Raw genomic sequence first — 25,494 nt, 5'->3', positions numbered from 1 at the left:
TTCCTTACTTGGTGGGGACAGAAGGGGAGGGAGTGGAGGTGAGGGTGGGGCCCAGCAGCCAGGCCGCGATCTCGCGGATGGCGCCGTAGCCGCCGGGGGTGGTCGTGACGGCGCGCGCCGCGGCGCGTACCGAGTCGTGGGCGCTGCCGACCGCGACGGGCCAGCCCGCGAGGGCGAAGCAGCCCAGGTCGTTGACGTCGTTGCCGACGTAGAGCACGCGGTCGGGGGCGATGTCCTGCTCGTCGCACCACTGCTTGAGCGCCTCGTCCTTGCGGTCGATGCCGTGCAGGACGGGCACCTGGAGCTTGCGGGCGCGGGCGGCGACGACCGGGTTCTGTTCGGTGGAGAGGATGAGGAGGGGCACCCCGGCCTTGCGGAGGGCGGCGATGCCGAGTCCGTCGCCCCGGTGCACGGCGACGGTCTCGCGGCCGTCGGAGTCGACCATGACCCGGTCGTCGGTCTGGGTGCCGTCGAAGTCCAGGACGACCGCGTCCACGTCCGCGAGGGAGGGCAGCGGCGACGGGTCCAGGAGCGGGGCGAGCGCGCGGGCGCGGGCCAGGTCGTGCGGGTCGTCGATCTCCAGGACCCGGGCCGGGTCGGTGGCGACGAGCGCGGTGTGGCCGAAGAAGCGGTGGCGGTGGGTGCGGAAGCCCGCCGCGTCCATCGCGTAGGCGGCGCCGGTCTCCAGGAGGTCCTGGGGGCGGTCCTGGCGGCGGGGGCGTACGGACTTGTCGTGGTTGACGCCGTACGTGCCGTCCTCCACCGCGTGCCCGTCGCGCCAGAGGAACCCGTGGAACGGGGCGACGGTGACGGCCGTGTCGGCGCCCTCGTGGGCCACCGCACGGGCCACGCCGTCGATGTCCTCGCGGGAGACGAAGGGGCTGGTGCACTGGACGAGGAGGACCACGTCGACGCTCCGGCCGCGCTCGGCCTCGTACACGTCCAGCGCGTGCAGCACGGCCGCCTCGCTGGTCGCGGTGTCGCCGGCGATGGCGGCCGGGCGCTCCACGCAGTGCAGCCGGTCGGCGGCGCCGAGGTGGGCGGCGGCGGTGCGGGCGGCCTGGGCGATGGCGGTGTCGTCGGTGGTGACGACGACGTCGGTGACCTCGGGGGCGGCGAGTGCGGCGCGGACCGCGCGGGCGACCAGCGGGATGCCGCCGACCTCGGCGAGGTTCTTGGCGGGGACGCCCTTGGATCCGCCGCGGGCGGGGATCACGGCGAGGACGGTCGGGGTCGTCGAGGCCCCTGAAGTCACGGTCGGGGTCATCGAGGCTCCTGAAGTAGTGGTCACAGCTCCCCCATCCGGCGGATCACCGGCGCGACGCGCTGGACGCCGTGCCGGTAGGCGCCGCGCGCCGCGTTGCGGACGGTCTCGCGCACCGCGCCCCGCACCCGGCCGGGCTGCTGCGGCGCGGCGGCACCGGGCAGCGGTGTGCCGTCGGGGGCCAGGTGGTGGCGGGCGAGGATGCCGGGGAGGTAGCCGGGGGCGGTGGCGGGCGTGTAGTACGGCGCGAGCGGCGGGAGTTGGGGGTCCGCCAGCAGCCCGGCCACCTTGGCGCGGGCCGTGTCGTAGGCGGTGCCGTACGAGCCGTCGGCGGCGACGCCCTGGCCGGCCAGCCACTCCTCGTCGGGGCGCGGGCGGTACCCGCCGTCGAGCCGGTCCCAGGAGGTGAGGAGCCCGGAGCCCACGAAGTGGTGGTTGCCGAGGGGTTCGCGTACGCCGAGGTCGGTGAGGACCGCGGTCGGGATGCGGCGGTGCAGGGACTCCAGCGCGGCGGTGGAGGAGACGGTGACCAGGAGGTCGGTGCGGTCCAGGACCTCGCCCATGTGTCCGTACACCAGGCGGAAGTTGGGCGGCAGTCCGCCGGGCACCTTCTGCGCGAGCTTCTGGTACGGGAGTTCCTCGATGTGCGTGGTGTGCTCGCCGGGCTTGGAGCGCAGCTTGAGCAGCACCTCGCGGCGCGGGTGGAGCCGGGCGTGCTCGACGAGCCGGCGGAGCAGGTACGTACGGTCGGCGCGGGAGGCCGGTACGGAGGGCTGCGCGGCGAACACCACGGTGTCGCGGCCCTCTTCGGGTGCGTACGGGGCTCCGCCGAGGAACGGCAGCGCGGCCTCGGTGACGGCCGAGGCGTCGGCGCCCACTCCCTCGTACACCGCGCGGAAACGCTCCGCGTCGTGGGCCGAGTTGGCGAGGACGATGTCCGCGCCGTGGCGGAGCAGCAGGCCGTCAGCGAGCTTCTCGTAGACGACGCCGACGTACCCGGTGACGATGACGGGCCGGCGCGTGAGGTTCAGCGCGGCCAGGCCGTGCAGCATCGCCTGGACGCCGCCGCCGACGAGGGCGAGGACGACCACGTCGTACCGCTCGTCGCGCACGGTGTGCAGGAACTCGACCGCGGTGACCTCGCGGACCTTCTCCGCTTCGATGCCGACCTCGCCGACCTCCGCGAGCTGGCGGGGCGTCGGGGTGGCCCGGCCGCGCAGCAGCAGCCCGCTCACCTCGACGGGGCGCGTACCCCGCTCGTCCGCTCCGGCGGCCCCGGCGGTCAGGCGGCGCGCGGTGAGCGCGCCCCATTTCCACCGGGTGTCGGAGTCGGCGAGGACGGCGACCCGCAGCGCCGGGCGGGGCTCGGCGGGGGTCGGGGCCGGATCGGCCGCATTGCTGGTACGTGGGGGCACGTCCTAGAAGCTAGGAAGGCATTTCGATGCGCGGCCCAACGCGACGGCAACAAATGGTTAACAGCGAGCCGACGGTTGGCGATTCGGCAGGCCGGATCCACGAAAAGCGCTTCTGTGGTGGGTGGTTCATCTCTATTCCATTCACCGTTCACCTGCCGTGCGGCGGGAAGGCAGGCAGGCAGGTCCGAAGCAGCCAGCGGCAGGTCAACACGGCTTCCGCAGGCGCTGGTTCACTCTGTTCGCGGGCCTCGGTGATCGCTCATCAATTCGTTGTCAGCACACGCTCGCGCTGCCATGCTCCCCGGCGGGACCGGAATCGGGACCGAAATGAACGCCCTTTCGACGAGCGGAGAGAAATCACCATGTCCCGTATGAGCGGAGTGAAATCCAAGGTGGCGGCGGCGGCCCTGGCCGGTGCGTCGGTCGTGGCCTTCTCGTCCACCGCTTCGGCGGCGCCGGCCGCCGTGTACGCGTCCCTGTACAACGCCGGCACGGGCCACTGTCTCGCGGTGCCCGGCTCCAGCACGGCCAACGGCACCGAGCTGGTGCAGTGGACCTGCACCACCAACAACGACCAGTACTGGACCCTGGAGAGAGTCGCGGGCGGCAACGGCGACCGGGTGAGAGTCCGCAACCTCAACAGCGGCAAGTGCCTGGCGATCGGCGGCTCCAGCACGGCGAACGGCGCCGACGCCATCCAGTGGACGTGCGGCACCAACACCGACCAGGTCTGGATCTACGACAGCGCCTACCGGCTGCGCAACCTCAACAGCGACCGCTGCCTGGCCATCCCGAACTCCAGCACCGCGTCCGGCACCAAGGCCGTCCAGTGGACGTGCGGCACCAGCGCGGACCAGCAGTGGGTGTGGTAGCCGGCTTCGTGCGGCGGTCCGGCCTCGCCGCGACCGCCGCGCTCCTGGCCTGCCTGACGGGCGCCGTTCCGCCGACGTACGCGGAGGGGACCTCGGCGGAGGTGACGGTCCACAGCGACACGGTGAGCCAGGGGGACGGGACCCGTACGCCGGACATCATCGCCACCGGGGAGAACCGGGCGGTGGTGGCCTGGCGGGAGGGGATCTGGCCGGGAAAGGTGGACCAGGGACACATCCGTTACGCGTACACCACCGACGGCGGATCGACCTGGAGCACGCCCCGTCAGCTGGCCCAGGCCACCTCCGAGGCGATGTGGCACTACGTGATCCTGTACCAGGACGGCTCCACGCTCTACGCCTTCCTCGGCCGCACCTCGCCGCAGTCGACCTCGGGCCTCCCGGTCACGCTGGTGGCCAAACGCAGCACCGACGAGGGCCACACCTGGCAGGACCACCCGATCGACGTGCCGCAGAACATCGCGAACCTCGTCGTGGCGGGCCGCCCGCTCCAGCTCGCCGACGGCACGCACGTCATCCCGTTCTGGTCCTCCGGCCAGCGCAGCGGAGTGCTGCGGTCCTCGGGCGGCGGCCTCTCCACCTGGACGGCCGGCGCCTTCGTACCGGATCCGAACGGGCTACGGGCCGGTGAGCCCCAGATCGTGGCGTCGCACGACGAGCCGGGCACGCTGATCATGACCGCGCGCCCCACCTACCCGCCGGCCTCGGACTACCTGACGAAGCCGACGTACGCCGCGACCGCGCGGTCCACCGACGGCGGGCTGAGCTGGTCGCCGTTCGTCCTCGACACCGAGCTGCCGAACTACAACACCAAGGGCTTCCTCACCAAGGGCGCCGACGGCCAGTACCTGACCGTCTACAACACGGCGGGCCGGGCCTGGACCGGCCCCGAACCGGCGCTCGCCCGCGAGGTGCTGCACTACAAGGTCAAACGCCCCGGCGAGCGGTGGAGTTCGGGCCGCTTCTTCGCCGACGGGCCACGGGTGACCTCCGGCACCGGAACGGGCTGGGACACCTACGCGATGGCGGACGAGTACGCGCCCGGCAAGTACTTCGTCACCTGGGAGCACGACACCTCCGCGATCAAGGTGAACCGGCTCGACGTCTCCGACGCGTTCACCAACACCTCCACCGGGTTCGACACGTCGGCGGGCTGGACGGCGGTCCCGGGCACCGGCACCGCCGAGGTGACATCCGGCGGCGAACTCCACCTGGCGGCGCAGGACATGACCGGCGCGTCGGCCACCCGCCCGTACGCGCCGCCCGGCGCCCTCGTCGCGACCGTACGCGGCAGAGTGGGCGACTACTCCCGGCTCGACCCGGCCACCGGGGCCGGAGCCAGCCTCGCCCTGAGCGTGCAGACCGGTTCCCGGCGGCTGGCGTTCACCGTGCAGGAGGACGGGGTCCACGCGCTGCGGGCGGGAGCGACCGGCTGGACCCGGGTGCTCGCCACACCCGGCGACGAGGCCCCGCACACCTGGAAGGCCGTGGTCGACGCCCAGGGCCGCGCCACCCTCTACCGGGACTCCCAGGAGACCGGCGCCCACTGGAACCTGCCGGAGAGCACCGCACCCCCGGGCCTCCGGCTGTGGTCCTCGGGCACCGCCGCCGACCCGGCCGAGGCGTGGATCGACAGCGTGGGCGTGGAGAGCGGGATCGCCGCGTCCACTTGGGACGACCTGGCCGGCTGGACCGCGTCGCCGAACGGCGGGACGGCGGCGGTGACCGGAGAGAGCCGGCTGCGGCTGCGCAGCGCCAACGGCTCGGCCGCCACGGTCCGGCACGGCACGCCGAAGCTCTGCGACCCGGCCGTCGACTTCCGGGGCCAGGTGACGGACCCGGGCGTCCTCGATCCGGCGACGGGCGCGGGCGCCTCGATGGGCGTCCGGGTCGACACGGGCGCCCGGCGGCTGATGCTGACGTTCCAGGCGGACGGCGTCTACGCGATCCGCAAGGGGGAGACGGCGTGGTCCAGGGTGTACGCGAGCACGGCCGCCACGACGCCCACCTCCTGGAAGGTGGTCACGCGCAGCGGAGGCGAGGCGCGGCTGTACCGGAACGGCACCGACACCGGCGCCACCTGGACCATCCCGGACCTGGCGACCACGCCGGGCGTGACGCACTGGGCGCAGGGCACGGCGGCCGATCCGGTCGAGTCGTCCGTGGAGTGGACCCGGGTGACGTGCAGCTGATCCGGGCGGCCCCAACCGGAGGACACGAACGGCTGATCCGGGCGGTCCCCGGATAAGAGCAGGAAGGGCGTCGGCCTCCCCACGAAGGGGCGGCCGGCGCGCCGGTTCACCGCCTCGACCGTCTTCGTTCACCTGCATTCCCCGCTGGGGACAAGGTCCGTGCCGCGGCCCGCCCTAACGTCGGCCGCGTGGTCAAGCTCTCCGTCATCGTGCCGTTCTTCAACGTGCAGACATACGCGCCAGACACCCTCCGAAGTCTTCGGGCCAATATCCGGGAGGACTTCGAGTTCATCCTTGTCGACGACTGTTCGACCGACGGGACGGCGGACGTCCTGCTCCGTGCCCAGGACGAGATCCCGGGGGCGGTCGTGCACCGACACGAACGGAACGGAGGGCTGGCCACGGCCCGCAACACCGGGCTGGACGCGGCGCGCGGGCAGTACATCGCCTTCCTGGACGGCGACGACTGGGTCGCCCCCGGCCACTACGCCGAGCTCCTCGCCCGGACCGAGGCCCTGGGCTGCGACTTCGTCCGTACCGACCATGTCCAGGTCGAGCGCACCAGGCGTACGGTCCACCGCGTCCCGCACGGCAGGCGTGACACCGTGGCCGACCCGCGCACGGCCATCCTGCCCGCCGACCGGTCCACCTCCGTGGACTACCCGTACGCCTGGGCCGGCCTCTTCCACCGCCGGCTGCTGGACCGCGGGCTGCTGCACTTCACCGACGGGCTGCGCACGGCGGAGGACCGGCCGTGGATCTGGCGGCTGCACCGCCGCGCCGAATCCTTCGCGGTGCTCAGCACGCTGGGCGTCTTCTACCGGCGGGGGGTGGCCTCCTCGCTGACCCAGATCGGTGACGTCCGCCAGCTCGACTTCATCCGGTCGTTCGACCAGGTCATCAGCGAGACGGCCGAGGACCCCGAGGCGGCTGCGCTGCTGCCCAAGGCGGTACGCACGTACTGCGCCATCATCTTTCACCACATGAACTCGATCGAGAGGTTCGAACCGGCGGTGGCCCGCATGCTGAAGGCACGGAGTTCACAGGCGCTCGGCCGTATGCCGCAGGCCGTACTGGACGAGGTCCTGGAGTCGCTGGACGTGGAGCGCGGCGCGCTCCTGCGCCGGCTGCGCCGCAGCCCCGCCGCCGCGAAGGAGGCGACGACGGCATGAGCACCGCCCCCGCCCGCCGCACCACGCAGCTCTTCACCGCCTCCACCCTCTACGGCGCGGCCACCCTCGCCGCCGCCCTGGACACCGGCTGTTTCGGACCGGCCGACCGCCGGACGCTGGTGGTCTGCAACAACGCGGCCATCCCGGAGACCACCCCGGCCCTCGACGCGATGCCGGGCTTCGAGCAGCTGCGCGGCCGGTTCGACGACGTCATCTCCTGGAACGAGACCATCGCCCCCTTCCACCCCAGCGGCTGGTCCCCGCGCCCGGACGACGTACCCCTGTGGGAGCGGCATCTGCGGCTGGCCTGGGAGCTGGGCGACGACGAGGTCGAGCTCGCCGTCGAGTCGATCCAGGTCAACCCGGCGTCGGCCATCACCGAGATCTTCACCGGCGCCCCGATCGACGTGTACGCCGACGGGCTGATGAGCTACGGGCCCACCCGCAACAAGCTCGACCCGCTGACCGGCACGCGGATCCGGCGGCTGCTGCACCTGGATCTGGTGCCCGGGCTGAAGCCGCTGCTGCTGACCGAGTTCGCGGTGGAGCCGCTGGTCGTGGAGACCGAGGGCTTCCTGAAGGTGCTCAGCGAACTGGCCACGGCCAGTTCACCGGCCGGGCTGCCCTCCGTCGAGGCGCCGGCCCTGCTGCTGGGTCAGTACCTGTCCGCGCTGGGGCTGATCACCGCCGCGGAGGAGGAGGAGCTGCATCTGCGGATGATGCGGGGCGCGGTCGCCCTCGGCCACACCCGGCTGGTGTTCAAGCCGCACCCGACGGCTCCGGCGCAGTGGTCGCGGTCGATGGAGGCGGAGGCGGAGCGGCTCGGCGCGGAGCTGACCGTGCTGGACACCGGGATTCTGCGGGCTCCGGTCCTCGCCGAGGTGCTCTACGAGCGGATGCGGCCGGCCCTGGTGGTGGGCTGCTTCTCCACGGCGCTGCTCACCGCTTCGGCGTTCTACGGGCTGCCGGTCGCCCGGGTCGGTACGGAACTGCTGCTGGAGCGGCTCTCTCCGTACGAGAACAGCAACCGGGTTCCGGTCACCCTGGTGGACGCGCTGCTGCCGGAGCTGGGCGACCGGGCCGCGGTGGAGGAGCGGCGGCCCTCGGACGGGGCCGAGCGGGAGGTGTCCGCGCTGGTGACGGCGGTCGGGTTCGCGATGCAGCCGAAAATCCACCCGGGGCTGCGGCCGGCTGCGGAGCGGTATCTGTCCACCCGGCTCACCCCGGCGACCTGGCGGTACTTCAAGCGGCGCCGGCTGACCTCGCTGGGGCTGCCGGGCGGGGTGCCGGCGCAGCTCTCGTTCCTGCCGCGCAACGCGGCGGTGCGCAGGGTGGTGCGGCGGGCGCGCTCGCTGCGGCGGAGGGTACGGCGGTAGGAGCGGTCCTGAACGGGGGATACGGCGGTGGGGCGGGTCCGATACAGGACCCGCCCCACCGCCGTATCGCCGTATCACCGCACCGGCCACCGGCCACCGGCCACCGGCTACCGGCTACCGGCTACCGGCTACCGGCCCACGATCACCCGGAGGTCCGCGGCGTTGGCCTCGGTGACCTTCCACAGCTCCTGCTGGCGGCCGTGCACATCGGCGACCGACGCCGCGTGGTCGGCCAGCAGCGCGGTCGCCCGTTCCGTGAGGCGCGCGCCGAGGTGGCGGTCGTGGACGGAGATGCCCCACTCGGGCCGCTCGATGTCGGCCAGGAAGTAGGCCATCTTGGGGTGCGATATCAGGCTGATGATCGGCGTGCCGCAGCCGAACGGGATCATCCCCGCGTGTCCCCGCATACCGATGACCAGCTTCGTCCGGGCGTAGACGTCACGTATGGAGTCGTTGTCGAAGTCGTACATCGGGATGACCGGCAGCGAGATGCCGTGCTCGCGCCGCAGGTCGAATGCGATCCGCTCGTCGTCCAGCGAGTGCGCCACACACCTCACCTCGGCCTGCTCGCCGAGCGCGGTGACCGCGGTGGCCATCTCGTCGAGGAAGTGCCCGTAGTCATGACCGAAGCGCAGACCCGCCCGGTCGTAGGCGGCGTTGACCAGGATGGTGTCCTCGCGCTCGGCCGGGTCGCGCCAGCCGTCGACCAGCTGCCGGGTGACCGTGGTCGGGCAGGGCTGGAAGCGGACCTTGTCCTGGAGCTCCGGCGGCAGCAGCTCCCGGACCTTCTCGATCGAGCCGTGGTTGCGCAGCCCGAAGAAGGCGGAGGTCTCCACCAGCTTGCGCAGGCTGGACAGGAACCGCTTGCGGCCGTGTCCGTACGCCTGGCCGTCGAACGCGTTGAAGCCGACCGCGTACACCAGGACGGGGACGTCGATCCGCCCCAGCAGCTCGTCGGAGACGTTCCACTGCCATCCGCTGTTGCCGTTCGGCGCGGTGTCGGGGATGAAGAGCCCGCCGCCGCCGATGACCAGCCCTCGCCGGGCGTTGACCCGCTCCAGGGCCCTCTCGTCGAAGAGCCGGTGGGCGTGGACCGAGTGCCAGCGGTCGGGCCCGGTGTCCTGGCCGAAGGCCAGCCGTACGCTCTCGGGCAGCAGCTTGTCGCCCGCGTTGCCCTGGCGCTCCATGTAGAAGGCGACATGGGCGAGCTGCCCGGAGGCGGGGCCCTCGGCGGGCGGGGTGAGGCCGGTGGTACGCAGGTGCATGAGCCGGTTCGCCCGGTGCGTCGGGTCGACGCCGAGCCCCTGGAGCGCGAGGCGGGACGCGCCCTCGTCGTCGCCGTGGATCCAGGCGATCTGGGCGAGCCGCCCGTACGCGGTCGCGGCCCGGTTGGGCGCGGAGGCCGCCAGCAGCAGCTGGGCGCGGGCCTCCTCGTACCGGGACACGCTCATCAGGGCGTGCCCGAGCACCTCGTGCGGCCAGGACTCCTCGACCGGGATGCGCAGCGGGGCGAGCAGGTCGACGGCTTCCTGGTACTCGCCGGCCAGGATGTGGGCGGCGGCCACCTTGCGGGCGCTGTCCACGTCGGCGGTGCGCCGGACGTGCGGGGTGCCGTAGTGGACCAGCAGGTCGTGGTGCTTGGAGCCGCGGGCCGCGAGGTAGGCGGCGTGGAACGCGGCGTCGGAGAGGTTGTACTCGTGCCAGCGGGCCTCGGCCTCGGAGTAGCCGGCCTCACCGCCCTGCCAGGGCTTGTGCCGCCCCGTGAAGTGCAGGATCGCCGTGCCGTCGGGCACCGGGAGGTCACCCGACAGGCGCCGCTTGACGAAGTTGTAGCGGGCGTCCAGGTGGACGAAGTCGCCGTCCAGCACGGCGTTCAGGATGCCCTGGTCGTGCTTGTCCAACTCGTACGAACCGGCCCGGCCGACCCGGTCCAGCTCGGCGCAGAAGGCGTCGGTCAGATACTCGCGCTGGATGACCAGCAGCCCGCTGTTCAGCTTGTGCTGTCCGTAGAAGAACTGCGGGACGGCGGCCAGGCCCTCGCGCAGCCGCAGCAGCTCGCCCAGGTCGTCCAGGACGACCATGTCGGTGTCCAGGGTGATCACGGTGTCGTAGTCGCGGACCCGGAACACGTCGAGGATGAAGTAGGCCTTGCGCACCAGGTAGTTGTCCTGGTCGCCCTTGGCGTACGAGTCGTAGTGGCCGGCGTCCACCCGGCGGAAGTCGGCGCGCGGGTGCAGAGCGCGGATCTTCGCGACGGAGGCGGGACGCAGGCCGTCGTGCAGGACGAGGAAGTCCTCGCAGACGTCCGGGTTGGACAGGGCGAGGCTGCGCAGCAGGGTCAGGAAACCGGGCAGGTAGTTCTCGTCCACGAAGCTGGCGAAGGCGATGCGGCGCTTCCCGGTCAGCGCGTTCGCGGGCGCCACGGGGGCCTCGGTGGAGGGGGTGGGCATCGTCATCGCAGGCAGATCCTCGTGTCGGTGACGCTCTGGGCCCGTTCCATGACCCACGCCTTCTCGCTGGTGTACTCGTGCACGGAGGTGATGGGCATCCGCATCGCCGCGGGCAGCCGGTAGGCGCCGCTCTCGTAGAAGTCGAAGCCGATCAGGTCGAGGCGCGGACTCACGTCCAGGAAGTCCAGCAGCCAGAGCATGTTGAAGCCGCTGGTGGGGATCGACGGCCACACGTCCCGGCCGAGGCGCCCGATACCGCGCACCGGCCAGCGCAGGGACTCGTCCCCCAGGTAGGTCTGCGCGCCCGGGACCAGCCGGTTGCGCAGCGAGTACTTCCAGTCGCCGGAGATGCCGCCGAAGATCAGCCGGGTGTCCACGTGCTGGTCCCAGTTGAACCCGTGCTTGTGGATGCTGACGTGGATGTCGGTGCGCCGGCCGGTGGCCGCCGGGTCGATCCGGTACGAGTTGAAGCGGACCACCAGGTCGTAGTCGTCGATCTCCTTGCCCAGCGAACTGCTGCCCACCCGCTGGGAGTTGGCTATCAGGCAGATGGACTTCCCGGCGATCCGGTTGCGGAACTCCCCCAGGGTGAGCCAGCGGACGCCACCGAAGGTGGGGTCGTCGACCGGTCCGCGCATCCGGGCCCGGCGCTGCTCCGCGTAGAGCGTGGTGAGGGCGGTGAGTTCGGCGAGGGCGGACGGGTCGCCGGGGCCCGCGGGCGCCCGGCCGGCCGTGGGCGCGCTCCCGCCGCCCGCGACACCGGCCTCCTCGCGGAGCAGGCCGAGGTAGTGGGCGAGCGTCTGCTGGATCTCGTTGACCGGGGCGTCGGCCCCGATCTGCGCGAGCAGCGCGCCGACCAGCAGCGGCCGGGCCTCCTCCCGGGCGCTCCGGGCGTGCAGTTCCAGGCCCTGCGCCCAGGAGTCGGTGACGGAGCCGTCGGCGAACTCCCGGGCCTCGGGGCAGCCGGTGGCGAGCCGCTGCACCAGCTCCGCCTGGAGCCGGGCGCCCTCCCGGAGCCCGGCCAGCTTGGCGGCGACGCCGAAGCCGTCCTCCTCGGTGAGTTCGAGGTAGCGCTCGAACGCGGCGACCGCGGCGCTCTCGGCGCCCATGGCCTCCAGCACGCGGGCGCGCAGCCGCCAGCCGGCCCGGGAGCGCTTGCGCTGGGTGAGCACGGTGTCGGCGACCAGCAGGGCGAGCTTCGTCTCGTCCTCGTAACCGCAGTCCAGGGCCTTGTTCCCGACCGCGAGCAGCGGGTCCATCAGCGCGTCGCCGAGCAGCAGCGCGGAGCTGGCCGACGCCTTGGCCGGGCGTCGCAGCAGCGGCAGCGGGCTGGTGCCCGTGGTCGCCGGGGCGGTCGCGGCATGGGTGGCGAGGAAGGTGCGGAGCGCCTCGGCCAGGGCGTTGCGCCGCCGGTCCAGGCTCGCTACGAGCTTGGTGCTGTGCGCGGCACAGGCACTCAGGCAGGTCTCCAGGTCCACGGCGTCCACCCGGTCGGCGGCCACCGTCTCTCCGGAGGTTGTCGGAGCCTCCGCGTCACGTTGCCGTGGCCAGCGGGTGCGGGCTTTCGTCATGGCGCTCCAAGCGTCTGGTGCCCGTGGGGGGAAGGGGGCTTCGGTCTCGCGCGGGTGCCGGGTCTCCGTCCGAGGTGACCCTGAGTGAAGTTCCGCGCAGTGGTTGTCGGTTCCGCGTCACCGTAGGAAACCTGGACGACCGAAGGATGAACTCCCTCTGTCGGACCGGGAAACGGCGTGCTGCCCGGGCGTTCCGCGTGCTTTCGCGGCCCTACGCTGACGCGGCACGACGCTGGAGAGGGGAGCGGCTTTGACCACCGCACCACAGGGTGTGACCATCACACCGCAGGACACGAAGGCGGCATCCCGGACCGCTGCGCCCGAGCACGTCCGGAGCGGCCGGGCCGCCCCGGACGGTACGGAACCGCCCCGCACGGCGGCCCACCGGCCGAAGGCGCGGCTGCGCGCCCTGGACGGGCTGCGGCTGCTCGCCGCGCTGATGGTGGCCGGTTACCACTACGGGGGCCGCGGCGGCGAGATAACCGAGGCCTGGGGCAGCTCGCCCGCCACCCAGTTCCCCACGGCCCACACCTGGCTGGCGTACGGCTGTCTCGGGGTGCAGATCTTCTTCGTGATCAGCGGCTTCGTGATCTGCATGAGCGGCTGGGGGCGCACCCCGCTCGCGTTCTTCGCCTCGCGCGCCTCGCGGCTGCTGCCGGCGTACTGGGCGGCGGTCGTGCTGGTGACCGCGGTGTTCGCGCTGCCGATGGTCGCGTACGAGGCGGTCTCGCCCAGCGACGCGCTGCTGAACCTGACGCTGTTGCAGCAGCCGTTGGGCGCGGACCGGGTGCTGGGGGTGTGCTGGACGCTCTGGGCCGAGGTGCGGTTCTACGCGCTGTTCGCCCTGTGCGTGGTGCTGCCGGGGGTGAACCGGCGCCGGGTGGTGCTGTTCTGCGCCGGGTGGACGCTGGCGGCGGTGCTGGCCCAGGCCGCGGACGAACCGCTCCTCGACGTACTGCTCATGCCGCAGTACGCCCCGTACTTCATCGGCGGCATCGGCCTCTACCTGCTGCACCGGGACCGGCGTGACGCGCTGGCCTGGGGCATCGTCGGGGTGAGCTGGCTGCTGGGCCAGCACTACGCGGTGGCCGACCTGTGGCACCCGGACAGCCCGGACGCGTTCTCCTACCGTTCATCGGCGGTCATCATCCTGATCGTGACGGCCGGCTTCGCCGCCGTCGCGGCCGTCGCGCTGGGCGCCCTGAACCGGATCGACTGGCCGTGGCTCACGGTCGCCGGGGCGCTCACCTACCCGTTCTACCTGGTCCACGAGCACCTGGGCTGGGTGGTGGTGGGGTGGCTGCACCGCGGCCTCGGTGTGCCGTCGTGGGCGACGTTCGCGCTGACCCTGGCGGCGATGCTGGGGCTGGCGTGGCTGCTGCACCGGTTCGTGGAACGACGCTTCACCCCGCCGCTGCGGAAGGCCCTGGCGGCGGGCCGATGACCGGGACGGGCACACCCGGCACCCGGTCTCCGACGACCACCACTCTCCGGAGGACCACCACCATGTCCCTGTTCGGACACCGACCACGGCTCCGGCACCGGCTCCGTAGAGCCCGGCCGGGTACGGCCGCCCTCACCCTGCTGCTGGCCTCGACGGCCCTCGCCGCACCCGCACCCGCCGCGACGGCGGCACCCGCGGCGGCCGCCGTACCGGCTGCCGTGGCCACCCCGTTCAAGGCGAACACCGAGGGCTACCGCTGCTTCCGGATCCCCGCCCTCGTCACCACTCCCTCGGGCGCCCTGCTGGCCTTCGCCGAGGGGCGGGTCTCCACCTGCGCCGATATCGGCCACAACGACGTCGTGATGAAGAAGTCCACCGACGGCGGCCGGAGTTGGGGCCCGCTGAAGGTGGTGGCGGGCACGGGCGACCAGGACGCGCACGGCAATCCGGCGCCCGTCGTGGACGCGGCGACCGGCCGGGTGTCGCTGCTGTACGCGACCGGCGGCTGGAGCGGCACCCCGGACCAGCCGGTCCGCGGACCCCGCGGCCTGCGCGTCGTCCACAGCGTGAACGACGGCACCACCTGGACGGCCGGAACCGCGCTCCCCCACCTGAAGCCCGCCGGCCGGAGCTGGATCTCCACCGGACCCGGCCACGGCATCCAGCTCGACAGGGGCCCGCACCGGGGCAGGCTCGTCGTGCCGGGCGACTACACCACCCAGGACGGCCGGGCCGGCGGCCAGCTGTACTACAGCGACGACGGCGGTCTGACCTGGGCGCTGGGCGCGCAGGCGGACGTGGACCGGAACACCGCCCCCGCGTTCCCGGCCGAGCTCTCGGTGGCGGAGACCACCGGCGGAGGCGTGTACGTCAACGCCCGCAGCTCGGCCCGGTGCGGCACGAACGACCACCGGATGACGGCCACCAGCACGGACGGCGGGGCCACGTTCGACGCCCCGTTCTCCCCGGTACCCGGCCTCGACACCGCACCCGTCTCCGGCTCGCTGCTGCGCCTGCACGCGAAGGAGCTGGGCGCCGCGCGGGACCGGCTCCTGATCTCCCTCCCGTCCCGGCTGGGCCCGCACGCCCTGGAGGACCGCCGCGAACTGGCGATCCGCTCCTCCTCCGACGAGGGCAGGACCTGGCAGACGGCCGGTACGGTGGTGACGCCGGGCCGGTCCGGCTACTCCGACCTGGCGCTCCTGCCGACCGGCGCCATCGGGGTGCTCTACGAGAGCGCGGGGAACATCCCGCACAGCGACCTGGTCTTCACCTCGTTCACCGAGAGCGCGATGGACGCGGACCGGCGCGAACTGCGCCTGCCCCGCACCTCGGACACCGGCCCCCACGGGTACGGCAACCACGCCGTGGTCCACGGCGGCGCCCAGCTCTCCACCCGTAACTCCGGCAAGGCCATGGCCTTCGACGGCCAGGACGACTACCTGCGCCTGGTCTCCTGCTCCGACTCGCTGCGCCTGGGCGCGGGCGACTTCACCGTGACCGCCTGGTTCCAGCACTCGGCGACGACCGGCGCGCGGCCCATCATCTGGGGTTACGGCATGGGCTCCGGCGTCAAGCAGTTCTGGCTGCGGGCGGAGCCGGCCGACGGCACCCTGCGCGCCGCGATCGACACGGGCGGCGCCTTCGCCGACGTACGGACCACGTCCTCGTACAACGACGGCCAGTGGCACCACGCGGTCTTCAAGCGGCAGGCGGGCCGGCTGATCCTGGCGGTGGACGGCGGCCAGGAGTTCAGCGCCCCGGCCCCGGCGGGCGACATCACTCCGGCCGCGCAGTTCTCGGTCCACATCGGCGCCCGCCCGGACTTCCCGAACCAGCCGGCCGGCGTCACGGAGCTGTTCCGCGGCGGCCTGGACGACATCCGGATCTTCGGCCGCGGTCTGACGGCGCAGGAGGCGGCCCGGGTCAAGGGCGGGGCGCTGGACGTGGCCAACGAGGAGGAGCGGGTGCGGCTGGGGTTCTCCAGCATCTGGTAGCGGCTGCCTGAACCGGACGGTCCCGGACCTCAACTCGGCTTGTTCTCAAGCGGAGTCGAGGTCCGGGACCGTCACCGCCCTTGGCCTCCGTGGCCTCCATACGCCTACACGCTGCTGAGCGAGAGCTTCGCAGCGAACCCCAGGAACAGCACGCCCGCCGCCGAGGTCGCCCCGGCCGAGAGCCTCTTACGGCGGCGGAAGGCGGCGGCCAGACGCGTGCCGCCGAAGATCAGCGTGGAGAGGTAGAGGAAGCTGGCGAGCTGGAGCAGCGTCCCGAGCAGCAGGAACGACAGGGCCGGGTAGGCGTAGCCGGGGTCGACGAACTGCACGAAGAACGAGATCAGGAACAGGATCGCCTTCGGGTTGATCAGACTGACCACCAGCGCCCGCCGATAGGGGTTCTCCGTCGTCGCCGCGGGCGCCTCGGCCGCCTCCGCCAGTTCGGCGGTACGCCGGTGCCGCTCGCGCCACAGGGACACCGCCGCGCGCAGCATGCCGATCGCCAGCCAGGTCAGATAGCCCGCGCCCGCGTACTTGACGATGGCGAAGAGCAGCGGCGTGGTCTGGAGCAGCGAGGCGGCGCCGAGGGCGGCCAGCGTCATCAGGACGGTGTCCCCGGTCCAGACGCCGGCGGCGGCCTTGTAGCCGGTACGGACACCGCGCCGGGCGGCGACGGAGAGCACGTACAGCGAGTTCGGGCCCGGCAGAAGCACGATCAGCAGCAGGCCGGCGAGATAGGTCGGAAGGTCGGTGACACCCAGCATGGACGGAGTCTCGCACAGCCGCACGGTGCAGCGCAGACACGTTTCACCGACCGGTCACCGCGACGCCTGCGCCCGGGTTTCCCGACGCTTCGGGGACCACTGTTCACGGGTTTGTCCAGGGCCTCGGACGTTCAGCCAGGGGTCACTCCTGAGGGTGACCTCCCCAGGGGGTCTGGACGCGCCGCCCCTGTCCTGCGCAGGATGCGACGACCGGGCCGACGCAGGCTGGGGGGAAGTGGGGATGGCAGGGATGCCGGACAGGAACAGGGACGCGGAGAACGGCGCGTACGGAGACGGGAGCGGCCGTCCGTACGTGCGCCGGGGCCGGTACGGGAGCGGAGGCGGCGGCAGGCGCGGCCGACGCGCCGCCACCGCGACCGCCGCCGGGCTGCTCGCGACAGCCGCCCTCGCGGCAGGGTGCGGGCCGCAGGACCCGGCCGCCGACGCGTTGCGCCGACCACCGGCACCGGCCACCACCACGGCTCCCGCCCCCTCCCCCACCGAGGACGCCAAGTCCGGGACCACACCCGCCCCAGCTACCCCGGCCACCCCCGCCACACCTCCACCCCCACCCACCGCGCCACCCTCCTCCGCACCCGCCTCTCCCGCTCCGACCACAGCCCCTGCCCCGCCCCCGCCCTCTCCCCCGCCCCAGGTCCTCATGCGCATCGGCTCCGAAGGCGCCCAGGTGCGGGAGTTGCAGGCGCGGTTGCGGCAGATCGGGCACTTCGGGCGCAACCCCACCGGCTACTACGGCACGGTCACCGCCGAGGCCGTCCGGTCCTTCCAGGCCAAGCGGGGTACGGAGGCGACCGGCTCCACGGACGCGGTCACCTGGCGGAAGCTGCTGGCCATGACCCGTACGCCGACGGCCGACGAGCTGGACCCGCCGACCGAGCGGCCGGTGGCGAAGCCGGACGAGCGGTGTCTGACCGGCCGGGTGCTCTGCATCAGCAAGAAGAGCCGGACCCTGGCGTGGATGATCGACGGCCGGGTCGTCTCGGCGATGGACGTGCGCTTCGGCTCGGAGTACACGCCCACCCGCGAGGGCGAGTTCCCGGTGTTCTGGAAGTCCCGGGACCATGTGTCGACGCTGTACGACACCCCGATGCCGTACGCGCTGTTCTTCAGCGGCGGCCAGGCCGTGCACTACTCGGCCGACTTCGCGGCCAACGGCTACAGCGGGGCTTCGCACGGCTGTGTGAACGTCCGGGACAAGGCGAAGGTGGCGGCCCTCTTCGACCAGGTGAAGAACGGCGACAAGGTCGTCATCTACTGGTGAGGGATCCGGCGGTGTGAGAGGGCGCGGGCGGGACCGGGGGAACGTGTCCCGCCCGCGCCGATGCGCTGAGCCGAAGGTACGGGGGGAACCCCGGCTCGTCGCGCTGCCGATGACCAGTCGGCTCACTCTGTACTGCGCCCGGCGCTCGAAAAACGTCACACTTGTCGGCGACGCACCTTCACTCGGAGGGAAAAGCGCAGGTCAGCGGGTGAGTACGGCCGTCGGGGCGGGGCTCGCCGGGCGCAGCGGAACCGCTGCCTCCGCCCGTACGCCGACATCGGCGCGGCGCTCGCCGTCCGCGTCGGAGGGTACGGGCTCGAAGGAGACGGGCGGCAGGGAGCCGCCGTCACCATCACCGCGACCCGGTCCGTCGTCGTCCCCGCCGCCGCCGGAGGAGCCCCCTCCGTCGGACCCGCCGGAGCCGTCCCCGCCGAGGAGCCGGTCGCAGAAGCGCTCCAGGTTCTCCTCGCCCTTGGCCAGCTTGATCAGGTGCCGCCGGCTCCGCTCGTCGAGGGTGCCGGCGCGGAAGGCCTTGCAGGCCTTGACGGACTTCTCGTACCAGTTGCCGCCGTCGCCCTGACCGCCGGAGCCGCCGGGCCGCTCGTCGCGGTGGGCCGGGTCCTTGGAGGCGTTCTCGCGGCCGGAACCGCCGGAACCGCCACCGCTCCCGCCACCGGAGCCAGCCGTTCCGTCAGGCCGGTTCGGGGCGCCGGTGCGGTCGTGGCCGTCCGCCTCCGCGTCGGTCTCGCCGGTCTCCGGCCGCTCGGCCTCCTCGGACGCGCCGGGCTGCCGGCTCTCGGGCGAAGAGAGCGGATCGGGGTCGTCGAGCGGGGTCGGCAGGGCCTCGGCGGACGGGTCGTCGGCGGGCAGCCTGGAGACCAGCGGCTCCGGGGTGGCCGCCGACACGGAGGAGGCGGGCGCGGGTGAAGCGTGGCCGCCGAAGGGGCCCGGGAGCATCCCCGTACCGGCGGCGACCGCCACGCCGCCGAGCGCGCAGCCCGCGAGCGAGACGGCCAGGCCGAAGCGGACCGGGCGGCTCCAGCGCGGACGGCGGGGCGGGGCGGCGGGGGCGGCGCCGATGTGGACGGAGTGCAGGGTTCCGGGCTGCCCGGGGAGCGCCGTGCCCGCGTTCCGCCCGGCGAGCCGGTCGCCGCCGGAGCGGGAGGCCTGCCGGAACGCGGTGAGTACGGCGTCCTCGCCGGGGAGTTCGCCGGAGGGGACGCGGCGGACGGCACGGGCCGCTCCGAGCGCTTCGGCGAGCCGGACGGCGTCGTCGCGGGCCTGGTCGCCGAGGGGTACGACCGGCTCGCCGCGGAGCAGTTTCTCCGCCGCGTCCTTGTCGAGCCAGTCGTCGTACTGGTCGGCCATCACATGTCCCTCTGCGTCCACGGTCGCGAATGCGTCACACCGGGAGTGACCCCGGCCGGCGCCGCCGGACCGCCCCTACCGGGGCGCTGAGAGGGTACGGCACCAAGCCCCGAACCGCCGCCCTGGCCCTGACCTGCATCGCTCCCGGGCGCCTGGGCCGAAGCCAGGTCCGGCCCTTCGGGGCCACCGCCCGGCGCGGGCGCACCGGCGGGGAGCGGCGGGTCGGGGTGCTCGGTACCGAGGAGTTCGGCGAGCCGCTTGAGGCCGCGGTGGGCGGCGGTGCGTACGGCACCGGGCCGCTTGCCGAGGGTCTGGGCGGCGCTCTTGGCGTCGAGCCCGACGACCACGCGCAGCACGACGGCCTCGGCCTGGTCCTGCGGGAGCTGGGCGATGAGGGACATCGTGCGGTCGGTGTCGAGCGCCTCCATGGCGTCACCGGCGGTGTCGGACTCGGCGGGCCGGCCGGTCAGCTCGGTCTCGTCGCCGCCGATCGCGGGCCGGCGGCTGCGCATCCGCAGATGGTCGAGCGACCGGTTCCGGGCGATCCGGGCCGCCCAGCCCCGGAACCGGTCGGCGTCACCGCTGAACCGGTCGAGGTCACGCGCTATCTGGAGCCAGGCCTCGGACGCCACGTCCTCGGCGTCCGGCTCGCCCACCAGCGTCCGTATGTAGCCCAACAGCCGTGGCTGCACAGCGCGGTACACAGCACGGAAGGCGTCCTCGTCCCCGTCCTGTGCCGCGAGCACCGCGGCGGTCAGCTCCGCGTCGTCCCCCAGCACTCCCTCAACCCGCCCTGCTGTCCAAATCGCAGCTGGTCACCACTGCTGCGCCACTCTGCGCGACTCAGCACGCTACGTGGTCGGCAGGGGTCGCGTCCATGACTTGTACAACTCGCAACAATTCGCGGCCCTCGGTGCGGTGTGACAGAAAACGCAGCCGCGGCGCTGAGATGAGTACGGGGTCGTGCTGCGACCCCGTGGAAGACGGCCGGGGCCTCTCCTGTGGGGGGTGGCGGCCCCGGTCGTCGCTCCTCTTTCTTCTGCGCTCGGACCAGGCACTTCTCAAGCCGCCTACCCCTCCGTGGCCAACGGCGCGACCCACGCGCCGACGAATCCTTTCGGGTGAGCGCGTTCTCGGACGTCAGGTACCCCAGTAACCAACACTTTGTGACCAGCACTTTCCAGCGCTCACCCGACCCAGCAGCGTTCAGTCTTCGCGTGAGCTCAGGACAAGCTCCTGGCACTTCCCTTCGGCGCCGCAGGCCATCCGCGCGACGATCCCGCCCGAACGGGCACCCCGGGCGCCCACGACGCCGAGACGATCACCGGACAGCAGCCACTAAAGTGCCCAGCGTGAACACCGCGCCTCAGCAGACGACCGTCTTCCGCCTGATCGTCACGGGCGGTGGCACCGGCGGTCACACGTACCCCGCTCTCACCGCGATCCGCACCTTGCAGGCGCGCCTGGCGGCTTCCGGTCGCACCCTCGACGTCCTGTGGATCGGAACGGCCGAGGGCCTGGAAGCCCGGGTCACCAGCGCGGAGGGCATCCCGTTCACCACCGTCGCCACGGGCAAGATCCGGCGTCACTCGAATCCGCTGAAAATGGTGTCTCCTGCCAACGTCCGGGACATGGCACGTGTGCCGCTCGGGGTCGCTCAGGCGCGCACCGCTGTCTCCGCCTTCCGGCCGTACGTCGTCCTCGCCACGGGCGGTTACGTCGCCGTCCCGACCGGGCTCGCCGCGCGGATGTGCCGGGTCCCGCTGGTCCTGCACGAACAGACCGTCCGCCTCGGCCTCGCCAACCGGAAGCTCGCCGGGTCCGCCGCGCGGATCGCCGTGTCCTCGGAGTCGACCCTGCCGCTCCTGCCGGAGAGCGTGCGGTCGGCGGCGGTGGTGACCGGCAACCCCGTACGTCCGGAGGTCCTGACCGGCCACCCGGACAAGGCCGTGACGGCACTGGGTCTGCACGCGTTCGACCGGCGTCTTCCGACGGTGTACGTCACCGGCGGGGCGCAAGGCTCGCAGCAGATCAACGACGTGGTCGGCGACGAACTGCCGTGGCTGCTGGAGCGCGCCAACGTGGTGCACCAGTGCGGCCCCGCCCATCGCGAGGCACTCTCCGCCCGCGCCGCAGGGCTTCCGGCCTCCCTCGCCGCCCGGTACCACCTCACCCCGTTCGTCGGACCGGAGCTGCCGGACGTCCTGGCCCTGGCCGATCTCGTGATCTCCCGCAGCGGCGCGGGCACCCTCGCCGAGCTGACCGCCCTGGGCAAGCCCGCCGTATTCATCCCGCTCGCCACGGCAGCCGGCAACGAACAGGCCCACAACGCCCGCCACCTGCAGGAGTCGGGGGCGGCAGTCGCCCTCCTCGGCCACGTCACCGGTGGCCACCTGCGCGAGGCTGTCGGCCCGCTCCTCGACGATCCGGAGCGCCGGGCCACGATGGCCGCAGCGGCCAGGGCCCACGGTCGTCCGGACGCTGCGGAAAGGCTCGTGGACGTGATCCTGTCCGCAGCATCCCGGTAACAGCTGGGCCCGCAGAGGGCTACGTGATCCGTCCACCAGCATGGAGGGCGGTGCCGGCTTCAATGAGCACAGCGCACTCGTGGAATGCAGCGTCACCCTGGCCCATCGGGTCGGGCACATCCCGGTCGCCGAGGTAGAGACGCAGTTTGTTCTCGTTTCCCGGACCGCAGAAGGCCCGGAGGGTGGCGAGAACAGAGGCGTCCATGGCAAGTACCGTGTCCGCCCAATCCAACATGTCCAGGCTGGTCTGCTGAGCACGGTGGGCGGTGAGGTCATAGCCCAGCCGCCGGGCGGCGTTGATCATGGCGGAATGAGCTGGCTGGTCCTGCCACTTGCCGATCAGCCCGGCTGAGCGAACGGCCAGACGCGGTCCACCCCGTCGAGCGAGAGCAAGCTGAGCGAAGGGGCTACGGCAGTAGTTCCCCAGGCACACGACAAGCAGATTCGACATCATGAGCCGCCTGTGGCCTTGAGTGCGTGTCCGAGGGCCGCCACCACTCGGTGGACATCTGCCTCGGTGAGGTGCTGGTGGAAGGGCAGGCTCAGGATTTCCCGGCTGGCCTGTTCGGTGGCGGGCAGGTCACGCGTCCAGCGTGCGAAGGCGGGCTGAAGGTGGTTGGGCGGGTAGTGAACGCCGACGCCGATGTTCCTTGTCCGTAGGTGGGCGAATACGTGGTCCCGGTGCGGCACGCGTACCTGACACAGGTGCGGCACCGTGTGGCCGAGGTCGACGTCGACGAGCGTCACTCCCTTCAGCGCGTCCAGGGCATCGCTGTAGGTGCGCCACAAATGCCGCCGGGAGCGCACGGTGGCGTCGAAATGGTCGAACTGCGCCAGCCCGATGGCGGCGTTGATGGACGAGAGCTGATACCGCAAGCCGAAGCCTTCCACCTGGTAGCTGGTGGTCTCAGCGCGCTCGCTCTGGGACTGCGTGACGCCTAGCATGCGGAGTCGGCGGACAGAGGCGGCCTCCTCGGGCGTACGGGGGATGACGGCCCCGCCTTGGCCACACGTCAGATTCTTGACCGGTCCGAAGGAAAAGCACGTCAGGGCCGTGTCGTCGGCACCGACGTGTTGGGATCCGCAGTGAGAGCCGAAGGCATGGGCGGCATCCTCGATGACCACGATGCCCCGCACCGCCAGCTCCTCGCGAAGGGAACTGAGGTCGACGGCCCGGCCACCGAAGAGCACCGGCAGCACGGCGGCCGTGTCGTCGGTGACTGCGTCCATGACGAGTTGCGGGGTGACGCACAACGTCGCCGGGTCTACGTCGATGAACCGCGGGGCGGCTCCTACCGCCCGGATGGCCTGCACAGTGGCGCAGAACGTCATGGACGGCACGATTACCTCGTCGCCAAGGCCGATGCCGGTGGCCAGCAGGGCGCTGTGCAGGGCAGCGGTACCGGAACTGACGGCCACCACGTTAGGTACGCCGAGGTACGCGGCAATTCGCCTCTCGAATTCGGCGGTGAGGTCAGTGTGCCCGTATTGGCCGGCCTCCAGGACTCGGGCGACAGACGCTGCCTCACGTCCGTAGAGGTAGGGGGAGGCGTTGCGCCGGGCGTCGGGGGTGGTCAGGCTCATGTGGTTACCCCGTTCATAGCGATGCGCTTCAGGTCGGTCGTCTCACCGACGGCCAGCGTCTCGACGTAGTTGGTCAGGAAGACCCCTGTCCGGTAGGTCAGACGGTCATGGTCGACCGGGAGGCCGAACAGCCCGTTGACCATTTGACCGACCAGGTCAGCTCCGGCCGCCTCGGTCAAGGGGAAACCGCCGGCGATCCGGACGTTCAGTTCGGTGATGGTGGCCTGCCCGTCTGCCTGGACGAAGCCTTGTACGCAGCACAGGCCCTCGGCGCGTACAGCACGTAGGGCGGCCAGCACGAGATCGAGCACGGTGGTGTCGCGGAAGGTGGTGGAGACTGCGGCGAGTCCGGCCTTCACCAGGTCCCGGCGGCGCAGGATCGCCGACGCTCGGCCCGTGCGGTCCACCAGGCAGTCTGCCGTGAACTCGGTTCCGTACACCCGCTCCTGCACCAAGGCATCAGGGACCACCTCGCTCAGCAGCAGGGCGTGCTCCTTCTTCTCGACGAAGTGGACGTGCTGGGCGCCGTGGCCGCGCCGGGGCTTGACCACCAACTGCGTGTTCTCGGGAACCCGGTCGAGGGTGTCGCCCCACCATGACCGAGGGGTAGGCACTCCGCTCTCGGTCAGCACGCGATGAAAGGCTGCCTTGTCAATGCATGTGTGTACCGATGCAGGTTCGGGCAGCCACATACGCACGCCGATCTCCTCCAGCCGAGAACTCATGCGCAACAGCGGCGGAAGATCGTTCTCGATGGCAGGTACCACCGCTTGTACCGCCAGCGCCCGACATAGCCCGGTCATGCGGGCCCGGTAGTCGCGGTCGTCAGCCGTCGGAATGAGCTGCGGCACGACTTGTGGGAGCAGGAAGCCTGGGGCAAGAGGGTTGGCGTCGGCGGCGATGACTCGGTGGCCGAGACGGGTAAGGCTCCGGGCCAGTCCAAAGCCGGGGTTGGCTCCAGTGCCCGTGACCAGGATCCGGCGCGGTGCGATCTGGTCAGCAGGCACGGCCGCCCTCCAGAGGTGCGAGCGAGGGGCGGAGGGCCGGCGAAGCGGTGCGCGGCATACCTCCGCTCGTGAGCGGAGCCCACCGGTCGGGGTTACGGCGATACCATTCTGCGGTTTCAGCCAACCCATCCTCCAAGCGGTGAGCGGGCCGGTAGCCGAGCTGGTCGCGGGCCTTGGACCAGTCGATCGAGTAGCGGGCGTCGTTCGACGGTCGGTCGGGGATGTACGTGACCTCGTCCCACGTCGCGCCGCAGATGTTCAGCAGGCGGCCGGTCAGCTCCTTGGTGGACAGGTCAGTACCTCCACCGAGGTTGTAGACCTCGCCCGGCTCCCCATCACGCAGCACTGCTTCGATCCCGGCGCAGTTGTCTTCTACGTGCAGCCAGTTACGTACGTGCTGCCCCCGGTCGTGGAGCGTGACGGGTACTCCTCGCAAGAGTCGGGTCACGAAGAGAGGGATGACCTTTTCGGGGTACTGGTAGGGCCCGTAGTTGTTGCTGCTACGAGTCGCACACAGCGGGAGCCCGAGCGTCTGGTAGGCACCCAGGGCTACCAGGTCCGCGGCCGCCTTCGACACCGCGTACGGAACCGAGGGACGCAAGGGCGAATCCTCGGTCGCGGCCCCCTCCAGCAGCGGGCCGTAAACCTCGTCGGTCGAGACGTGAACGAACTTGTCGACACCGTGGCGGTGTGCGGCGTCCACGAGCACCCGGGTGCCGAGAACATTCGTGGACAGGAACGCGTCGGCCGCGTTGTAGGAGCGGTCGACGTGGGACTCGGCCGCGAAATGCACCACTGCTGTGGGACCGGACGCCATCAGGCTGTCGACAACAGCTGCGTCACGGATGTCGCCGTGGACGAACCGTAGTTTGTCCGACAGGAAAGCCATGCCCAGGTTCTCGATGTGACCGGCATAGGTGAGGGCATCGAGGACGGTCACGCGGGCAACGTCCTCGGCCTGGATGATCCGCTTGACGAAGTGCGAGCCGATGAAACCCGCACCTCCAGTGACGAGTACGTGATTCATGCACGCCTCCCGGAAGAGTGGCGGCCCGGCACATCACGCAGAGAGGCGCTGTCCGCAGACCGTCGAGAGATGCTCGGTATCTCGCCGAGCTGCCTCCACGGTGGGCCGCGTACCCCGTTGGAGTCTGTATCCCCGGTGTGGGCCCGCTCTGTGAATCGGGTCG

General features: G+C 71.9%; 19 protein-coding genes. 8 read left to right on the top strand and 11 right to left on the bottom strand.

Features of this window, described 5'->3' with window-relative positions; genetic code table 11:
• Positions 1-4: 4 nt before the first annotated feature.
• Both ACQP09_RS22690 and ACQP09_RS22685 read right to left on the bottom strand, forming a co-directional pair.
• Positions 5-1,267 carry a cytidylyltransferase domain-containing protein gene (locus tag ACQP09_RS22690; protein ID WP_433402356.1) on the bottom strand — a complete coding sequence of 421 codons (1,263 nt, stop codon included), beginning with the start codon at positions 1,265-1,267 and terminating at the stop codon, positions 5-7.
• A 20-nt stretch (positions 1,268-1,287) separates the two neighbouring features.
• Positions 1,288-2,679 carry a DUF6716 putative glycosyltransferase gene (locus tag ACQP09_RS22685; RefSeq protein WP_433402354.1) on the bottom strand — a complete coding sequence of 464 codons (1,392 nt, stop codon included), beginning with the start codon at positions 2,677-2,679 and terminating at the stop codon, positions 1,288-1,290.
• A gap of 371 nt (positions 2,680-3,050) precedes the next feature.
• On the opposite strand from ACQP09_RS22685, the gene ACQP09_RS22680 reads away from it, so the two are divergent.
• The 4 genes from ACQP09_RS22680 to ACQP09_RS22665 all read left to right on the top strand — a co-directional run bounded on the left by ACQP09_RS22680 (position 3,051) and on the right by ACQP09_RS22665 (position 8,309).
• Positions 3,051-3,551: an RICIN domain-containing protein gene (locus ACQP09_RS22680; RefSeq protein ID WP_433402351.1), complete on the top strand. Its 501-nt coding sequence runs from the start codon at positions 3,051-3,053 to the stop codon at positions 3,549-3,551.
• Positions 3,539-5,761, top strand: coding sequence for a sialidase family protein (locus ACQP09_RS22675; protein ID WP_433402349.1), 2,223 nt, complete (start codon positions 3,539-3,541; stop codon positions 5,759-5,761). Before ACQP09_RS22680 ends, ACQP09_RS22675 begins: the two co-directional genes overlap by 13 nt.
• A gap of 188 nt (positions 5,762-5,949) precedes the next feature.
• Positions 5,950-6,933, top strand: coding sequence for a glycosyltransferase family 2 protein (locus tag ACQP09_RS22670; RefSeq protein ID WP_433402346.1), 984 nt, complete (start codon positions 5,950-5,952; stop codon positions 6,931-6,933).
• Positions 6,930-8,309, top strand: coding sequence for a polysialyltransferase family glycosyltransferase (locus tag ACQP09_RS22665; protein WP_433402343.1), 1,380 nt, complete (start codon positions 6,930-6,932; stop codon positions 8,307-8,309). Before ACQP09_RS22670 ends, ACQP09_RS22665 begins: the two co-directional genes overlap by 4 nt.
• A gap of 128 nt (positions 8,310-8,437) precedes the next feature.
• Here ACQP09_RS22665 and ACQP09_RS22660 read toward each other — a convergent pair whose 3' ends face one another.
• Positions 8,438-10,765, bottom strand: coding sequence for a glycosyltransferase (locus ACQP09_RS22660; RefSeq protein WP_433402340.1), 2,328 nt, complete (start codon positions 10,763-10,765; stop codon positions 8,438-8,440).
• Entirely contained in the window at positions 10,762-12,330 is a 1,569-nt protein-coding gene (locus ACQP09_RS22655) for a hypothetical protein (protein WP_433402337.1), read from the bottom strand. Before ACQP09_RS22655 ends, ACQP09_RS22660 begins: the two co-directional genes overlap by 4 nt.
• A 271-nt stretch (positions 12,331-12,601) precedes the next feature.
• On the opposite strand from ACQP09_RS22655, the gene ACQP09_RS22650 reads away from it, so the two are divergent.
• Together ACQP09_RS22650 and ACQP09_RS22645 are read left to right on the top strand one after the other, a co-directional pair.
• Positions 12,602-13,774, top strand: coding sequence for an acyltransferase family protein (locus tag ACQP09_RS22650; protein WP_433406717.1), 1,173 nt, complete (start codon positions 12,602-12,604; stop codon positions 13,772-13,774).
• Between the two features lie 62 nt (positions 13,775-13,836).
• Positions 13,837-15,771, top strand: coding sequence for an exo-alpha-sialidase (locus ACQP09_RS22645; protein WP_433402335.1), 1,935 nt, complete (start codon positions 13,837-13,839; stop codon positions 15,769-15,771).
• A 104-nt stretch (positions 15,772-15,875) separates the two neighbouring features.
• Here ACQP09_RS22645 and leuE read toward each other — a convergent pair whose 3' ends face one another.
• Positions 15,876-16,535 carry a leucine efflux protein LeuE gene (leuE, locus tag ACQP09_RS22640; protein WP_433402332.1) on the bottom strand — a complete coding sequence of 220 codons (660 nt, stop codon included), beginning with the start codon at positions 16,533-16,535 and terminating at the stop codon, positions 15,876-15,878.
• A gap of 250 nt (positions 16,536-16,785) precedes the next feature.
• Between leuE and ACQP09_RS22635 the strand changes: the two genes are divergently transcribed.
• Positions 16,786-17,817, top strand: a complete 1,032-nt coding sequence (locus tag ACQP09_RS22635) for a L,D-transpeptidase family protein (protein ID WP_433402330.1) — start codon at positions 16,786-16,788, stop codon at positions 17,815-17,817.
• Positions 17,818-18,018: 201 nt separating this feature from the next.
• On the opposite strand, the gene ACQP09_RS22630 is transcribed toward ACQP09_RS22635, so the two are convergent.
• Positions 18,019-19,206, bottom strand: a complete 1,188-nt coding sequence (locus ACQP09_RS22630; protein ID WP_433402327.1) for a hypothetical protein — start codon at positions 19,204-19,206, stop codon at positions 18,019-18,021.
• Positions 19,185-19,964, bottom strand: a complete 780-nt coding sequence (locus ACQP09_RS22625) for an RNA polymerase sigma factor (protein ID WP_433402325.1) — start codon at positions 19,962-19,964, stop codon at positions 19,185-19,187. The genes ACQP09_RS22630 and ACQP09_RS22625 overlap by 22 nt, the downstream gene beginning before the upstream one ends.
• A 573-nt stretch (positions 19,965-20,537) precedes the next feature.
• Between ACQP09_RS22625 and ACQP09_RS22620 the strand changes: the two genes are divergently transcribed.
• Positions 20,538-21,713 carry a UDP-N-acetylglucosamine--N-acetylmuramyl-(pentapeptide) pyrophosphoryl-undecaprenol N-acetylglucosamine transferase gene (locus ACQP09_RS22620; RefSeq protein WP_433402323.1) on the top strand — a complete coding sequence of 392 codons (1,176 nt, stop codon included), beginning with the start codon at positions 20,538-20,540 and terminating at the stop codon, positions 21,711-21,713.
• Positions 21,714-21,732: 19 nt separating this feature from the next.
• Here the strand turns inward: ACQP09_RS22620 and ACQP09_RS22615 are convergent, their stop codons facing one another.
• Genes ACQP09_RS22615 through ACQP09_RS22600 form a run of 4 tightly spaced genes read right to left on the bottom strand, consistent with a single transcriptional unit; the run spans position 21,733 to position 25,331 of the window.
• Positions 21,733-22,164 (bottom strand): low molecular weight phosphotyrosine protein phosphatase, encoded by a 432-nt coding sequence (locus ACQP09_RS22615; RefSeq protein ID WP_433406716.1) that lies wholly within the window; start codon positions 22,162-22,164, stop codon positions 21,733-21,735.
• Positions 22,164-23,297, bottom strand: a complete 1,134-nt coding sequence (locus tag ACQP09_RS22610) for a DegT/DnrJ/EryC1/StrS family aminotransferase (protein ID WP_433402320.1) — start codon at positions 23,295-23,297, stop codon at positions 22,164-22,166. The genes ACQP09_RS22615 and ACQP09_RS22610 overlap by 1 nt, the downstream gene beginning before the upstream one ends.
• Entirely contained in the window at positions 23,294-24,304 is a 1,011-nt protein-coding gene (locus ACQP09_RS22605) for an ATP-grasp domain-containing protein (protein WP_433402317.1), read from the bottom strand. Before ACQP09_RS22605 ends, ACQP09_RS22610 begins: the two co-directional genes overlap by 4 nt.
• A complete protein-coding gene (locus ACQP09_RS22600; RefSeq protein WP_433402314.1) occupies positions 24,294-25,331 on the bottom strand; it encodes a dTDP-glucose 4,6-dehydratase in 1,038 nt (345 codons plus the stop codon). The genes ACQP09_RS22605 and ACQP09_RS22600 overlap by 11 nt, the downstream gene beginning before the upstream one ends.
• Positions 25,332-25,494 lie beyond the last annotated feature (163 nt).

Origin of the sequence: Streptomyces sp. CA-146814, from assembly GCF_050942385.1 — a bacterium.
Taxonomy (GTDB): domain Bacteria; phylum Actinomycetota; class Actinomycetes; order Streptomycetales; family Streptomycetaceae; genus Streptomyces.
This window is presented reverse-complemented; position numbering and strand designations above follow the sequence as displayed.